The sequence below is a fragment of the Micromonospora sp. WMMA1947 genome (assembly GCF_027497355.1).
Lineage (GTDB): Bacteria > Actinomycetota > Actinomycetes > Mycobacteriales > Micromonosporaceae > Micromonospora.
In genome coordinates, this window is the sequence record NZ_CP114909.1 from 5,179,991 (window position 1) to 5,196,186 (window position 16,196).

6 protein-coding genes are annotated in these 16,196 nt (G+C 68.3%); 1 reads left to right on the forward strand and 5 read right to left on the reverse strand.

Features of this window, described 5'->3' with window-relative positions:
- Window position 1: 1 nt before the first annotated feature.
- From O7604_RS24440 to O7604_RS24460, 5 genes are all read right to left on the reverse strand, one after another.
- Window positions 2–2,044, reverse strand: coding sequence for a hypothetical protein (locus O7604_RS24440; RefSeq protein WP_281577911.1), 2,043 nt, complete (start codon window positions 2,042–2,044; stop codon window positions 2–4).
- A gap of 171 nt (window positions 2,045–2,215) precedes the next feature.
- Window positions 2,216–3,439: a serine/threonine-protein kinase gene (locus O7604_RS24445; RefSeq protein ID WP_281577912.1), complete on the reverse strand. Its 1,224-nt coding sequence runs from the start codon at window positions 3,437–3,439 to the stop codon at window positions 2,216–2,218.
- 53 nt (window positions 3,440–3,492) lie between these two features.
- Entirely contained in the window at window positions 3,493–5,661 is a 2,169-nt protein-coding gene (locus O7604_RS24450; RefSeq protein ID WP_281577913.1) for a UvrD-helicase domain-containing protein, read from the reverse strand.
- Window positions 5,661–12,086 carry a DEAD/DEAH box helicase gene (locus O7604_RS24455; protein ID WP_281577914.1) on the reverse strand — a complete coding sequence of 2,142 codons (6,426 nt, stop codon included), beginning with the start codon at window positions 12,084–12,086 and terminating at the stop codon, window positions 5,661–5,663. The genes O7604_RS24450 and O7604_RS24455 overlap by 1 nt, the downstream gene beginning before the upstream one ends.
- 163 nt (window positions 12,087–12,249) lie before the next feature.
- Window positions 12,250–14,322 (reverse strand): DUF262 domain-containing protein, encoded by a 2,073-nt coding sequence (locus O7604_RS24460; protein WP_281577915.1) that lies wholly within the window; start codon window positions 14,320–14,322, stop codon window positions 12,250–12,252.
- A gap of 378 nt (window positions 14,323–14,700) precedes the next feature.
- Here O7604_RS24460 and O7604_RS24465 point away from each other — a divergent pair, with 378 nt between their 5' ends.
- On the forward strand, window positions 14,701–16,113 hold the full coding sequence (locus O7604_RS24465; protein ID WP_281577916.1) for a hypothetical protein: 1,413 nt from the start codon (window positions 14,701–14,703) through the stop codon (window positions 16,111–16,113).
- The last annotated feature ends 83 nt before the right edge of the window (window positions 16,114–16,196 follow it).

The window sequence follows — 16,196 nt, forward strand, 5'->3', positions numbered from 1 at the left end:
CCTAAGTCGTCACCAGCGCCTTGTCGATAAGCACGTCTTCACCCAGCGGCCGCCAGCGGTAGCCGGGCCGGATGACCTTAACCTCGGTTCCATCCTGCGGAACACCGACGATGGGGTCATGCGCAGTCGGATCAAAGGGCACTTCGAAACCGACCTGCCCGATCGGCTCCAGCGCTTGCCCCATTGCCAAGGCGCGCACACGTTCGACAAGAACTCCCGGCTCGGTTTCCCCTGCGGCCAGCTCCTCGACCTCGGCTGCCAGGGTCGCCAATGAACGAATAACATCGATCTGAATCTGCCGGTCCTGTGCAGCTCGTAGGGAGGCGCTCTCGCGGTGCTCCGCTCGGAGCGTCTCCTCCAGTTGGGCGCATCGGTCGGCGAGGGCAGTAATACGGTCTTCGGCCGCTCGGGCCCGCACTTCCGCCGCTTGGGCGGCTGCCTGTGCCTGCTCGGCGTCGTGGCGCAGGGCCTGTACCCGCTGCTCCTGCGTTAGCGCCGCAGCCCAACCGGCAACGATGCGGTCGATCGCCGCGACCCGGCGGAGCGCGGCGGCCAGCACCTCGCCGGAAACGCCAGCCAAGAACTCGCTGGGCACGCCCATCAGGAACGCAAGCCGCCCGCGCGACTCGACTAGAGACAGTTCTCGCAGCATCAGCGGCCACAGGAATTCAGCGCATACCTCCGGTCGTGAGGTGACGGCGCCGAGTGGCCCGCTCGCACAGGCGACGAGTTCGTCGAGGCTGGCGCCGCTCCACCACGCGTCACTCAGCACACTCTTGCTGTGCACCTTACTCACGGTGGCAATAAGCGCGGCGCGGCCTCCATCGCGGGTGAACGGAAGCGGCGCCACGAGCGGTGCCAGACCTTCGAGATCAATGCTGACTCGCTCGTCACGGGACAGACTCCTCAAGAGTCGGCTCAGAACCAGCGCCACCGCTTCGAGCACCTGCCGTGCTTCGGGCCCGCGCCCGAGCGCGACGGCATGCCCGACAGTGACTAGCGACGGAATCGCGGCAGTCGGCAGATCGACGCTGCTAGAGGCACGCCGCAGCAGGGCTTCTGCGGTCACGGAGATCTCCGGATCCAGCACTGCCTGCGCTTCGACCTCAGCAGCAGCCGCCGCCAGCAGATCTGTCATTCTCTCGCCATCGAGGGAACGATCGGCGGCGGACGAAGATCGGGACGTTACGAGCAGGAACAGTTCAAGAGCAGGAGCGTCGTCGGGAGCGAGCGATCCGAGCAGGGTTTCGAGTTCCTCGCCGGTCAGCTTCTGCAAGCGTGCACCGACTGCTAGCGGCTTTGACAGGTAGTGCCGCAAAGGTTGGGACTCGTCCTCGCCCATCATCTGTGCAAGCCTCGCCGCCAGCGATGCCGGTGCTGTACTGGACGCCGTCGTGCTGCCATCGATCACTTCCGCCGGTGCGCTCTCCCGATTCGGATGTCCGGCGGATTCCGCCCCTGGCGAGGAAGCCGACGATGCTCCGGGCTGGGCGAAGGCTTCCGAACCGTGGTTCGCCGCTCCCCCGATCGCTTCGGCTGCCGCTACCGGGGCGTGCTGTTCAGCTTGAGGCAGGATTCTGGTCGGTTCTGACCTGGACCTGGCCCTTTCAGCCTTTACCTTCGACTGGAATATGGCGGCTACGCCCTTGCCGCTAACCAAGATCTCGTCGCTACTCGTGAGCGCCTGCTCGATGCGCCTCCAGCGCGGGCTGCCGCTGCCGATGTCGACGCCCAGATCGGTCAGCTTCTCCCTGATCTGCTTGCGGGTGAGTCCCTTCTCGTTCTCCTGCAGCAGCCGTGTCACCGCGTCGAACGGGTTTGCCTCGAACGCGGCGACCGCCGACGCTCGGTCCCGGAGAAACGCAAGGCGGAGTGAGCCGCGGGGTGCCCCGGCGATCCGGCCACCAAGCCGGACGCTTTCCTCGGACCCGTCGTCCCAGCGAACGTGAAAGAGGCTGCCCTCCTTCGACAGAACCGTACCGATCCGGACCGGCTCGTCAGGCCGGTCGGGCTCACGCACCATCACCAATTCCGGCTGTTCCACGGCTGAGACTGTAGACGTCCGTGCGACCGGACGTCCGAGCGCGGTGGCGTTGCCGGGCGTCGCAACGGCACCGCGCAGATCGGCCCGTGATGCGACGAGCGGCGGCCGCTCAAGGCTGTCGCTGCCACGCCCTACGTAAGCATCATCAGCGTGTGCTCACCGTGGGTATCGTCAGGACGTGGTGGATTCGCCCAGCTCAGCCCGGCATACGGCCGCGTTGTTCCGGCAGTCCTCTAGTAGGTCGGGGTACCCGCCCACGCGGTTCAGGTCCTCCGCGAGATCGTCGAATGCCTGCCGCGCCTGCCGGTAGTCGCCGGCCAGCAGGTGCAGGTTGGCGAGGTCGTACCGCAACGGAACCTGCTCCTCAACGGCCGTTCCGGCGGCGAGAACCCCCGTGAGTAGCTCTGCCGCCTGCACGAACCGCTCCTGCTCGGCCAGTTCCCCGATCTGCGACCGCACATCCGCGAGCGTTCTCGTGGGTGGCTGCGCCGCCATAGATTTCGCGGAGGCGGTGGCGACCGGATCGATGCCGGGAGGGCTCGGCACCAAGGCTCGTCCCTCGCCAGTGAAGGGAGCAAGGAGTTGTCCGACTTCGCCAGCCGAGACCGGCCGATCCGATGGGTCCTTGGCCAGGAGGCAGAACAGAAGATGTGCCAAGTCGTCCGGCACGTCCGCTCGGTACTCGGTGACGATCGGGACCGGCGATCGCATGTGCCGGTGCAGCATCTCCAGAGAGCTGCCGGCCTCGAACGGTGGCACGCCGGTGAGCATCTCGAACAGGATGCACCCGAGCGCGTACAGGTCGGCTGCCGGGCCGACCGACCCACCCGCGGCTTGCTCCGGCGCAATGTAGGCAGGGGTACCGAGGGTCTGACCGGTGGCGGTCAAACGGGACTGTTCAGCCGGCCCGAGCAGCGCGGCGACTCCGAAGTCCAGGACCTTGACCGCGCCCGAGGGCGTGACCATCACGTTCTGCGGCTTCAGGTCGCGGTGCACGAGTGAGGCGGCATGAGCGGTTGCCAGCACGGAGGTGATCTCCACGGCGATCGCCGCGGCCTCCTCCACCGGCAGTCGGTCGCGTTCCGCCACAAGATCGGCCAGCTGGCAGCCACGGACGAGCTGCATGGCAATGTAGAGATCGTCGTGGTGTCGGCCGAGGTCGTGGATGACCGGCACACCGGGATGGTCGAGACGGGCGGTCACCCGTGCCTCCCGCCGAAAGCGCTTGACCGCGACCTCGCGCTCGTCCTCGGGCACTTCGCTCGTTCGAAGGAACTTGACCGCGATCGGCCGGTCGAGACGTTCGTCGTAGCCGGCCCAGACCTGGCCCATTCCCCCACGACCGATCGGATACGTCAGCTCGTAGCGATCAGCGATACGGTCCCCCGCCTGCACCTGCCGCCTCTCCCTTGTCGTACGTCGGCCCCGACCTCACCACCGGCAGACTCTCACGTCGCCTGTCGTTGCACGAGACGGGCGGTGAGGAACGGGCTCGGAGTGCCGTGCCAGAACACCGCCAGCTCGTCGCGGGGTCGGGTGGCGGCGACGAAGAGAAGGGACCTGTCGCGCTGGCGTTCCCGCTGGTATCGCTTCGGATCGCTGTCCCGGTACCGGCTGATCACCTGCCGGGGCACCAGACCGTCACTGACCCCGGCGATGATCATGCGCTGATACTCAAGGCCCTTGAACCTGTGCATCGTGCCGACATGGATGCCATCCGGCTGCTTCGGGCCATCCGGGCCGATCTCCACGACGGGCAGCCCTTCTGCCGCAACCCGGCTTAGCACGTCGGCCGCCAGTTCCCGGGTGGGGACGCAGATAGCCAGCGACCCGTCGACCGGATCGCCCCAGGATCGTAGCTGCGTGACGATCAAGTCCTGCTCCTGCGTCCAGGTCGCGGCACCGTGGAACACGGGCCGGGCACCCCGCAGAAGGGAACGGTAGCCCGCCAGGTCCTCCTCGCCTCCGTCCAGGTCGTCGTACACCTCCCCGGTCATGATTTGGAGCGCGTCGGCGAGGATCTGTCTGGTGGTGCGATAGCTCAAGGTGAGACGGGACGACCGACCGCGGATGTTGATACCGAGGCTGCCGAGCGTGACGTGGTTGTCGTAGATGCGCTGATGGGTGTCACCAGTGAGGAAGAGGTCGTCGGGACCCGGGGGCACCATGGCACGCAGCATCTTCCAGTGGGCCGCGCTGAGGTCCTGCGCCTCGTCCACCACGACGTGGCCGTAGCGAGGGCGCCGGAACCCACTGGACGACTCACCGGACTCCGCTGCCCGGTCCATCTCCAGGCGCGCCGCCCGCTGAGCCACCTGGCGCCAGGTCCAGACGCCGCGGGCCTCCAACCACAAGGTGAACCGCTCGGTCAGCTGCCAGATCTGATCCCGTTCCATCCGGGTGAGGCTGCGACCCCGGTTGGGCCGGCGCGCCTTGAAGTACTCGGCGCGCGAATTCAGCACCTGGCCGAGGATCACCTGTGTCCACTCGGCAGCGAGGAAGTCCGCGTCCCAACCGGAGGCGCCGGCCTCAAGCAGGAACTCACCCCAGAGGTCGGGCACCTGATTGTCGCTGACGACGTTGCGGTTCGCGCCCGCCTTCGCCTCGGTCACGACGCGGCTGGCCAGCCGATCGATGTTGATGATGTCCACCCGGGCCACCAGTTCCTGACCGCCGAGGGCCAGCAGACGGGTCCGGAGATCGGCGGCGAGGTTGCGGTTGAAGGTGGTCAGCAGGATCGGTTTGTCGGTCCCCGGCGGCAGGTGCCGGGCAAGATGGGCCACCCGGTGCAGCGCGACGATGGTCTTGCCGGTGCCCGGGCCCCCACCGACGCGCGCCGGGCCGTTGTACTTGCGTTCGACCAGCTTCCGCTGCGTCGGGTGCAGGAAGATCTGCCAGCGCTCGAACGCCTCGCCGATGATCGCCTGCAGAGCCTCGTCGTCTGACGTCACCTGCGTCGCGGGGCGCTGCACGGCCGCCTCGAAGTCCTCCGGGTCCACCGGCTCGTCCGCGCGTACCGGCTCGGTGACCTGTTGGAGCACCTCCTCGTAGGGCTTGCCGTCGAAGAGCGCGAAGAGGACATCTGTGGTGAGCTGCGGCGCACGATCAAGCAGTTCGAGCAGCTCGGCCTCGGTGGTGAGTTCCCGGATCTGCGGCAGCAGCGGCTCGGACACGCCCAGCTCCAGGAGCTGGGCGTCACTGTAGGAGTCGAAGAGCGGCTTCTGCGTCAGCGTCGGCTCGGCTTCCGGTGGTATGACCCGCCCGACGATGCTGTCCCCGACCGGTGCCAGGTCGACGACCTCGATGCCACCTGTCACCCGGTTGATCCGGTACGCGTAACGCGACAGGTCGTCGTACACCTCGCCCCGGTGCTTGACCGCGACGAGCAGGTAGTCCCGGTCGGCGATGTGCAGCAGGAGCGCCCGGTAGTCACGGCTGACCCGAGCGGACATCAGTCGCGAGTCACCGTTGAGCGACTTTAGCTTGAGCCCGGGATTGTCCGGGTTGTTGCGGAACTTGTGCATGAACTCGTACACCGCGCCGATGTCGGCGCGGGTCAACTTCATGACCTCCTTGTCCGCGCGGTCCAGGATGCGCAGCATCGCTCCGGTGCTCATCAGTCCTCTCCCCCACTCGTTGCCGCGAGCTGCGCCGCCAGTTCCTCGGCCGACCATTCCCGTGCGGTACGCGCATGCCAGCCCGCTTCCGTGTACGCCCGGTCGCGGTCCTCCGTCTCCGGGTCGCCGGGCGCGCCGGTCAGCACGATGGCGATCCGCCGCGCCGGCCAGGCCAGCTCGGCCGGCCATGCCTGATCACCCAGCTCGTAGCCGACGACCGGGGCGGGCAGGTTCTGCCGCGCCAACTGCTGCACCAGCAATTCCAGCGTGCTCTCCTCGCGGTCCATGTAGCGCAGGACGTCGTGCCAAGGCGACTCGTCCTCGACCGGTTCCGTCCCGCCGGCCGGCGACTGCGGCGCGGTACCGAGCCAGGTGGCAGTCTCCTCGTCCAGTGGCAGAGCCCGCTGCGCCGACACGAGCCCGGTGCCCTCGGTGACGGCCAGCGACATCGGGTCGAACGAGTCCAGGGCGGAAACCGCGAGCTGCCCCGCGTCACCTCCGCCGTGCGTGAGGAACTGGATGACGTTTCCCCAGGTGAGCCACGCCGCCCAGCGGGCCTTGTGTCCACCGTCGGCCATCGCGCCCGGCAGATCGTTGACCAAGGCGAGCGCCGACCACGTGGGCAGCGGCTTGGTGCGGGCATCCATGACGACGGTTATCAGGCAGCCGGTGTTGTCCTGCGCACGGGCCACCATGATGTGCCGTGCCGCGGCGGCACCGGGCAGCGGCTCGTCCCGGAGGGAAGCGACCACTCGTTGCGCGACACCACTGGAGTCGGTGGTGGAGTTGTCCCGAGCCTGCTTCAGCAGGCCCGCCAGGACGGCCTCCGCACGCCGCTGCCACCGGGTGAGGTCAGGCTCGGCGAGGAACCGCATCAGCTGCTCGATCGGGTTGGTCCAGACGGCCTGTTCCAACTCGTCCGGGTCGGCGCCGGGCAGGAACTGCCGGTACCGCTCGCGGGCGGTCTGCCTGGAGACGCCGCCGTACGGCGTCCACCGGCCCGACCCGTCGCTGCTTCCCCACGCCTTGACGTCGTCCCAGGTGGCGGCGAAGACGAGATAGCCGTGGGCACGCAGGCGCGCGCGCTTGTCGGCGTCGTCGGCCAGCCTGTTGTACTGCGGCGAGGCGTGGTACTTGAACCCGTCGAGGTAGACCGCCACTTCCGGGGACGGCGCGTCGAGGCGCGTGAAGTGCACGTCCGGCCGAGTACCGCGGACGGTGTTCTGCAGCTTCATCTGCCAGTGTGTGACGTTCTGCCCGCCGTCGCTGACGAATCGCAGGTCAGCGATCCGGGCGCCGTCGTGATCCCGCCGCCGGTCGATGCGCAGCCCCGAGCCCGGCGTCTCGCCGAGGGCCAGCAGCTTGGTGAGGAACTGCAACTCCAGCTCACTCTCCACCTGATGGATCAGCGAGATCTCGTCAGTACGGGTGCCCTCCTCGACACCCCAGTTGTCGAGCAGCTTGTCGAGCATGCCCAGCGCCTCGTCGCGGCTCATCAGCGCGAAGTGCTCGTTGCGGGCGTACCGCAGCAGGCACCTGTGGCACACGGGCTTCGCCTCGTTGCGGCACTCGCAGTCGGCGATCTGCCGGCGGGCAAGCCGCAGGACGGCCCGGAACTCCTCGGGCTCGGCAAGGCGGTGCAGATAGCCGGTGCCCTGCGGCTGGGTGTCGTAGACGACGACGAAGTTGCGGGTGCCGTCGCTCTGGCCATCCGGCATGGTGGCCGAGACGGTCTGCAGGTGGGCGGGCTCGCCGCCGTACTGGGCTGCGATACCGAGCCGGACCGCCGCCGCGAAGGACAGCAACCGCTCCTGCACCATCGCGGTCGCTGCCGGGATCAGGATGCGCAGCGCCTCGGTCTCCAGTTCGTGCGCCAGGACCAGGTCGACGTGCGTGTCAGGCCCGGCGGCGGACCGCCGGTACGGGCACCAGGGTCGGTGGTGTTCAGCCCCTTGGATGACCGTGGCACCCGAGGCCTGCGCGGCGAGCTGCTGGCCGGTCACCGGAGCTCCGTCAACGGTGGTGCCGCCACAGGACGTGCAGGTGTGGAACCTGTTGATCCGCACCTCCTCGCCGGCGAATAGTTCGGCAGCCCGGTCGTAGCGCTGGGCCCCGAGGTTGAAGTGGCGGATCACCGCGTGGCGGCTGTAGTCGACGCCGAAGGTGTCGTGCGCGTGCCGCCAGGACGATCCCACCTTGGCCGGGTCGATGTCGACGGCGACGGTGGTGGCGTAGAAGCGGCGGTCCCGGTCGTCGCTGTCGTCCCGGATGCGGGCGTCGTCGCGCTTGTCCCGGCTGTAGACCCGTTTCGGCTGCAGCACCTGGAACAACCGGCCGTGATCGGCGATGCCCCGGTCCGCGCAGCGCGGGCATGCGCTGGTGTCCTCCTTGGCCAGGTGGGTACGCACGTACCCGCACTGCGCGCAGATCCGCCACTGTTCGTATGTCGGCCGGTCGGGCGGGCCGACGTCGAGCCCGGAGATCTCGTGCTTGTAGCCCCGGACGTAGTAGCTGTTGCCGGGGGCGATCTCGACGAGGGCCGGACGGGCCGGGCGTGCGTACTCGCGCAGCTCGCTGTGGAACCGGCGGTCACCGTCGACCTGCTCCTCCCAGGTCAGTGTCGCTTCGAGATCGGTACGGCTGTCGATGAGCGCGTAGTTCGGGAGCAGCCCGAACTCGACCAGCGTGCCGTGGGCGGCAGCGGCGCTCACATCGCGCAGCCGACGGCGGACAGCGGCTTCCTCCGCCTTCAGCATCCGGATCTCGCGGGCGTGATCGGGGTCGCTGGGTACGAGCGTGGCACGGGCCTTGGCGATCTCCCGGAGCCGACGTCGCAGGTCCGCCAACCGGAGCTCCCAGGTCTCGTCCGCCTCCTTGACCCGGTGGACGATCCCGTCGACGGCGAACTCCCGCAACTCCTCGACAGCGGAGGTCAGGACCTTGTTGCCGAAGAGCGCCAGGAAGCCCGTCACCAGGTCGACGCCGTCGCGCCGGGCCGCCTCCGCGAGGTTGGCGAGCCAACCGCTCGGGCCGAAGAGTACGTGCGCGCGGCGCGGCATGGGCAGCACCCCGGGGAGCCGGCCGCGCGCCGCCAGGTCGATCAGGTGCGCGAGGTACTGCCGGCGCAGGATCTCCACGGCGGACAGGAAACAGCCGGGCGGCACGATCTGCCCGGCGATCATGTCTCTCGGCTCGGTCAGGTAGTAGCGGTCCCGCTCACTGCGGCCGACGAGTGTGAGCACGAGAGCATTGCCGCTCTTACGGCCGGCCCGGCCGGCCCGCTGTACGTAGTTCGCCGGGCCGTGCGGCAGCGACGCGAGCACAACCGCGGACAGCGCGCCGATGTCGATGCCCATCTCCAGGGTGGGCGTGCAGGACAGGACGTTCGGGTCGGTGTACCGCCGGCCGTCGCGGAACTGCTTCTCCACGTTCTCCCGCTGGGCGCGGGTGAGCATGCCGGTGTGTTCGCCGGTGACGACCCGGAAGACCGAGCTCTCCAGGTAGAGCCGCCGGTAGTAGTCGTCCGGCGCGGTGTCGTCGTGGGCGGCCCGCAGCAGGCCGCGGCAGCGGTACTGCCGGCAGGGCTGGCCGACCCATCCGGCCACCCGGTCCGGGTGTTCCGTCTGCTGCCAGTGGCAGGTGTCGCAGGCAACCCCCGCTCGTTTGGCGGCGTCGTCGTCGAGCCGGGTGACGCGCAGGTGGCCGGGCGTCAGGCCGTACACCTGGTTGCCGTCCTCGGTGTCGCCGACCGCGACGATGCCGGCGGCGGCCAACGCCGGCATCAGGCTGGACAAGTAGGCAGCGGCCGCAGCGAGATCCACGCCAAGGCAGCGCGAGGTCCAGTCCTGATACCAGTTGCCCCGCGCGGTGATGGCGTCGAACTCGGACTTCGACTTCGGCGTCGCGAGCAGGAAGGCAGGTGCGGAGACGCCGCGCGGGAAGGCGGGCATGCCGGCGGGCCGGCCGCCCCACACCTGCCACCGGGTGCCGCCCCGCTTGAGGTATGGCACCAGCCACTCGTGGTAGATCGCGCCGCGGGTGCGCAGCCGCTCCAGCAGGCCGCGGAGGAAGGCGAGGTAGCGAGCGTCGTCCGGAGGCGTGCCACCGAGTTGGCCCGGCGCGGTCCTCTGCACGTCGCGACAGATCGCGGTGGCCTTCGCGGGATCGTCGAGGGCCACCTCGACCGCGACGCTGCGCGTCAGCTCCAGGGTGCGTCCCTGGCGGGAACGCAGACCGGTCTCCATCACGGTGGCGAAGACGAGCCGCTCGCTGATCAGCGACCAGGTCTCCCGGGTGCCGTTGTGCTCACCGGCGAGCAGGCTGTCGACGTCCGGCCGATCGTGCAGGTCGGGTGGGACGACAGTGGAGAGGATCTCCGGTTCGGCGGCCTTCTCGATCATCTCGACGAAGAGGTCGTCCAGCCCCACCGACTGTCCGGGCCGCAGGCGGCTGGCGAGCAGCGAGCGCAGGGAGAAGGCGTACGACCGGTTGGCGACGAACCCGGCACGGTGCGCGGCGTCCTGCACCGAGTCGTTGAACAGCAGCGTCTTCTTCTCGTGCTCGTCGAGCTCGCCGCCGGTGAACAGCTGGGTGATCGCCACCGAGGCGAGCGTGGCGAGCCCGGCGCCGAGGAACCGGATGCCGTGGTCCATCGAGCAGGACGGACAACGGTCCTTCTCCGCCGCGTCGATGGCGCCGAGGTCGCCGAGTACGACGAGCGTGTCGTCGGACCGCACCCGGTCGCGCTGCTCGTCGAAGGGGCGGACCCGCCGACCGTACTCCAGCACCAGCAGCCCTCCGGTACGCTGCTGGATCTCGTCGTCGGTGGCGGCGATCAGCGCGCGGACCCGGCGCTTGTCCCGTCCGACACTGGCTCGGTAAATCTTGTCCGGGTCGGTCTCCAGTTCCTGCGGGTCCTTCTCCGGCGACAGCGCCATCCAGCCGGACCGTCCGCAGTGCCGGCAGTAGACAGCGGGCAGGCGCGGGTAGCGGTTGTCGGCGATGACGACGTCGGCGTCCGGCACGTACGGGTCGATTTCCCGGGGCGGCTCGCCGTACCAGCCGAAGGCAGGCTGACGGGACGTGCCGCGCAGCAGCCGCGAGACGGACCGCACCCACAGGTGCGTCTCGATGTTGAGCAGCGGACGACCCGGTACCTCCGGGTTCCCGGCGAGCGACAGCAGGCCCACGAACCGGGCGAGCGCCTTGGCGGTCACCTCCGGCCGTGTCTTCATTGCGCTGCCCCAGCCAGTGGCGTTCTTGCGGGGCAGCACGTCGATGATCTCTTCGAGAGTGCAGGGCCGGGCCTGGAGCGAGTCGAGCACCGCCTTGGTGAGCGGATGCCGGCGCAACAGCTCACCGAGACGTCGCGGATCGTCGGCACAGCGCTGGCCGACCACCAGCTCGGCGACCTCGGCCATGAACCCCGGGTTCCGGTCGTCGACGGCGGCGAGCTGTTCCGGGGTGGGCAGGGGCAGCCCGAAGTCCTGATGCTCCATGAACTCGCCGGGCTCGTAGCGGTCCTCACCGACGAGCGAATCGGCGTCGAAGGCCACGCCGAACACCTGCTCGGCGACCTCCCGGATGGCCGTACGGCCGTCCCGGCCACCGCCCTCACCCAGGGTGGCGGAGGTGGCAACCGGGCAGATGCCACCCAGCGGACGGTCCGCCTCGGCCAGCCCGAGCGCGGCACCGAGCCGGCGCAACAGCATCGCCACGTCCGTACCCTGGGCGCCGTCGTAGGTGTGGAACTCGTCCAGCACCACGTATGCCGGTTCCGCGCCCTCCCACAGCGGCAGGTCGTCACCGCGCTGGAGCAGCAGGTCCAGCATCTTGTAGTTAGTGATCAGAATGTCCGGCGGGGTCCGCCGCATCTCCGACCGCTTCGTCATCACGTGGCGGTACTCGATGGCCGCGACGTCCCCGATGTAGAGGCCGGCCGTGATCCCCGCCAGCGCCGGATCGGTCAGCAGATCGTTGATGCGCTGCGTCTGGTCGGTCGCCAGGGCGTTCATCGGGTAGAGCAGGATCGCCTTGACACCGACCCGCCCCTGCTGGCGCTGCCGACGACAGTGGTCGAGCACCGGGATCAGGAACGACTCCGTCTTGCCGGAGCCGGTGCCGGTGGTGATCAGGGTCGGCTCGGCCGCCTTGCCCCGAGTCGAGAGCCGGGCGAACGCCTTCGCCTGGTGCAGGTAGGGGGTGAAGTCGGCCGGCGCCCAGTCGAGGCACGCGCGCCAGTCACCCGCCGCCGGGCGGAAGGGCGTGCGGATTCGCAGGTACGGCCCGCGAAAGATGCCCTGCTGCTGGTGAGAAAAGAAGCCTTCCAGGCCTTGGCGTACGTCGTCCTCGGTCAGACCGAAGGTCGTGGTCAGGTACTGGGTGAGGGTCTGGCGCAGGGTGTCGGCGGCGATCGTCGGTCTCATGAGCGGATCACCGCCGCATGCTACTTCACCCCTTACCGGGCTCTGACCTGCCGGATGGGCTGAACCACGCATAAGTCAGATTCGCGACAGGCAGTAGTCGGGAGCGCATCTTCGCATTCCTGCCCGCCAGCATCGATCACCTCGACGCCGGCGGGCAGGCTCTTTATGCGGCTGCCGGCTCCTCGCCTTCCCCGTCTTCGCTGGTGTCGAGACCAACCTCGCGCGCTAGTTCGGTGGCGGTCATCCGCTGGTCAGCTGCCGCCCGACCCGCATGGTCGAAGCGCACACCCTCGGCCTCCAACACGGTCCGTGGGTCGTCTCGGCGTTGAGGGTCGGGCCAGCGGAAGTCTGCCGAGATGGCGCCGTCGATCTTCAAGACTCGGTGGGCGTTCGGAACCTGGACACTGGCGAGGCGTCCGGCAACCGCGCGGTGGAATACGCCGATCACCTCCGCGATGTCCGAGTAGCTGGTCCAGCGGCCGGCAGGAATGCTGGCAAGAGCCTGGTTCATCAGGGACCAGCGTGGGCTGGGTGGAGTCACCGCGGCCGATTCGTCGGGGCCCGGCCAAATGAGCAGGACTCGGTCAGCGAGGGCTCGGCCACGCGCGAGGATCTCCGTTCGACCCCACCGGGGCGAGTCAGCGATTTCACGATTCATCGCGAGTCCGCTGTCGCGGAGGATCTTCTTCTTGGCCTCGAATCCGTCGTTGGCCAGCTTGGGGTTGTACGCGGTCAGGCTGAGATTCCCGAGAGTGTGCACCAGAGAGCTGTGTAGTTCCTCGACCGTCTCGTCGGCCTCCAGGTCGGGAGCCAGCATCTCCCGCCACTCGTCCGTCAGGGACTGCGGCAACACGTGCTCGATGGTGACCTTCGCGGTGTCGAAGTTGATGGGCTCCTTGTGCTCGAAGTCCTCCTCGATACAGCGCAGCACGTAGCTGCGCTGCGGACCGCGCCCCAGCCAGTAGAAGCTGTTCACCAGCACGGCTTCGCGGATGTACTGGTCGGTGGGGAACTTCTTTCGGACCCCTGAAAGCGCCCGCGTGATCGCTTTGGCCGAGGGGACCTGTTCTCCCAGGTCCTTGACCAGCGACATCAAGATTCGATTGGTGTTGGCACTGGCGATGCCCGCGATCATGCGACGGACCAGGTAGCTCTCGACGACCCGTAGTGCATCAGCGGCTTCGACCGAGCTGAGGCGGCGCGCCTCGTGCGCCAGCAGGACATAGAGAGCGATGGGGTGGACCACTGCCGCACCCCAGCGGTCGAGCCGGTCCAACGCCCGCCGCAGGATCGGATCTGCGACTTCGCCCGGCTTCAGAATCTTGCGGAACAGGCGCGCTTTGTGGTGGAGATCGATGATCCACTCCTCGATCGCGGCCTCACCGGACAATTGGCCGAGGCGCAGCTGCTGCGACTGGTAAATCGCCTCCTGGGTGGCGCGGTCGTCCCCACGGAGCACCAGGTCCAGCCAGACCAGGTCCTCAAGCTGCTTATCCGTGAGCAACTCCTGAAGAGGCAGCCAATGCCGTTCGTAGACGTGGTCACCCCGAGCGGGCAGGCGCATGAAGAGGTAGTTTCGCAGCAGGTCCGCCTGGGTGAGAGGCTGGCCGGTGTAGTTGAGTGACTCGAAGATGCGGTGGACGTTGTCATCCGGGTGGGCGGCGATTTCCACGAGGCTCAACCTCGCCGCTACCGCCTGCTCGATCCGAATCAGATCATGGTCATCGTCCGGGTCGTCGGCTTGGACGAGCGCGGCCCGAAAAAAGCGATAGGCCTCGCCGATCCGATCCTCACCACCAGCACCGGGGTCCCTTTCCACGAGCGCCAACCACGCCGCTCGGTCGGCCTTCGTGGGTAGAAGCGTGTATCGCTCCATCCCCGACGCATACTTGTTGAACAGGTACATGTCGTCGATCTTGGCCGCTAGCTGCGCGTCGGACTCTTGAACGTGATCCCGAATCGCACACAGCAGGATACTCAGTGTCGTCAACCGTTGTTGCCCGTCCACGACGAGCCAGCTCTGCACGCCGGTCGGCGTGTTAGCCGGACTCGGCGCGAGGACCACCGAACCGAGGAAGTGTGTGGCGTTGTCACTCACCTCCGTCACCCGCATCACGTCAGCCCAAACCTGTGCGAGATCTTTGCGCTTCCAGCTGTAGCGGCGCTGGTAGAGCGGTACGACATACTGCTTCTCGCCTTGCAGCAGGTTTCGGACGGTCGTCTCGTTCGCCTTCAAGTAATCTCCCCGGGGACGATGCAGCTCAGCCGCGCGGGCGCGGAAGCCGTGCCCAATACTGCTACCGGTCCATTCCGGATGGTGTCAATGAGACTGTAGGAATATCGGCTGTTCGACCTCGTCGCCGAAATCGCCACGAGCGCCCATGCGGGGTAGCCGCTTCCACCTCCGTAGCATCTTGACGCCCGCCTCGCCTGCGGCTTGGCGCCTTCGCCCCTGGGACCGCGCCATTGCTCCTGACGCCGGGCTGCCACCGCCCAGGACTGCCCAGACCAACCAGAACTCTGCGCGCGGCACTCCGACCGCATTGACAGTGAGCATTTGATCGGCAACCCTGGGTGTCCGAGACGAACGCTGTGCCTCACCCTGGGGGTAAGCGTGAAGATCGAATCACTGGTGCGCTCTCTCGGTGCCGAGTCGACACTCGCGGCCGAGTCCTCCGAGCAACTCGTCAGCGACGTGCTCGCGTACGCCAAGGAACGCGCCCGGGACAACGACGCCTACCGCTACGGCAAGCCGCCGACGTGGATCCGCATCGGTGCCGCGATTCGCACCAGTCCGGCACAGGTGCTGCACGAACTGGGCGTGGCCACCACGTTCCTGACCGCGTCGCCGCTGGCGCAGGTGGCCCGACACTGGGCCCATGTCCGCTACTGCGCGACGCTGGACGTACGCGATGGTCATCTCGCGTTGTCCCAGCATGCTGGCAACGTCGTTCATCACCACAAGGTGGCCCAGTCGGAGCAGTTGGGCATCGGCTTGGCCCTGGTAGTGGCGAAGGAGGTGCTGCGACGGCAGTATCCGCGCTGGGACTTCCACGCCGTCGACGCGGAGGTGGCGTTGAAGGCCGGCTTCCTCGACGGCGTGGGCGAGGTCGCCACCACGCCGAGGACCACGAAACGACCGGACTACATCCTGCTGGGCCACCACCGCTCCGGCCGGCGCAACGGCATGAAGATCGTCGTCCTGGAGTGCAAGGGCACCCACCAGTCCCCGGGCTTCGCTCATGGACAGCTTGCCCGCGCGGCCGTCCAGGTGGACGCGCTGCGGGTGGGCGGGCGCAGCCAGCCGTCGCTCATGGTGGCCTCCTACCTGTCCCGGACACGGATCACCTCGTACGTGCTTGACCCGCCGGGGGACGACGAGCTGTGGTCGGGCGCGGACGACGAGCTGGACGAGCTGCTGGGTGGTGCACCCGGCGACCAGGACTGGCGGCCGCAACCCGCACCGCCCGACGAGGCCCGCACCTGGGAGGTGCCGGCCGACGCCGATCTCCGGGCCGAGGCTTCGGACGTCTCCCCTGCCGAGGATCTGCCCCCCGGTCGCCCCGACGTGTTCGACATTCCCGCTGAGCGGCGTGGCTGGTTCACCCAGATCCTGACCCGCGCCGCAGCGGCGACGGCACTTCTCTTTGCGGGGGACAACGGCACCGCGCGTGCGTACGCGACACCTCGCCAGCGTGACGAACAGCCCGATCTCGGCCAGCAGACGTTGTTCGAGATCGACCTGCCGTGGGCGTCGAGCACTGCGCGTACGCTCCGGCTGCCCAACGGTCTGCGAGCGGAGGGCACCCGCTACCGAGCGCCCCTGCCGGACGGCGAGATTCTGGAGGTCTTCCGCGGTGTGGAGAGCAGCCTCTACCGGCAGCTCGCGGACGGTCAGCTCGGCGCGTATTTCCGCGCAGCACCGCAAACCTTTCGCCAGTGGGCGCGAACCCCGCTGAACGGCGGGGTGCTGTCGGTCGGCCGCGATGGCACGGTCCTCGCCGTGCGACGCGCAGAGAGGCACTGATCAGGGCGACCGCCCTCGACGAACCGGTTTCGTGCTAGACCGCGGGTAGGTCATTTCGCGATGTCCGTCCCGGCCGCCCGACG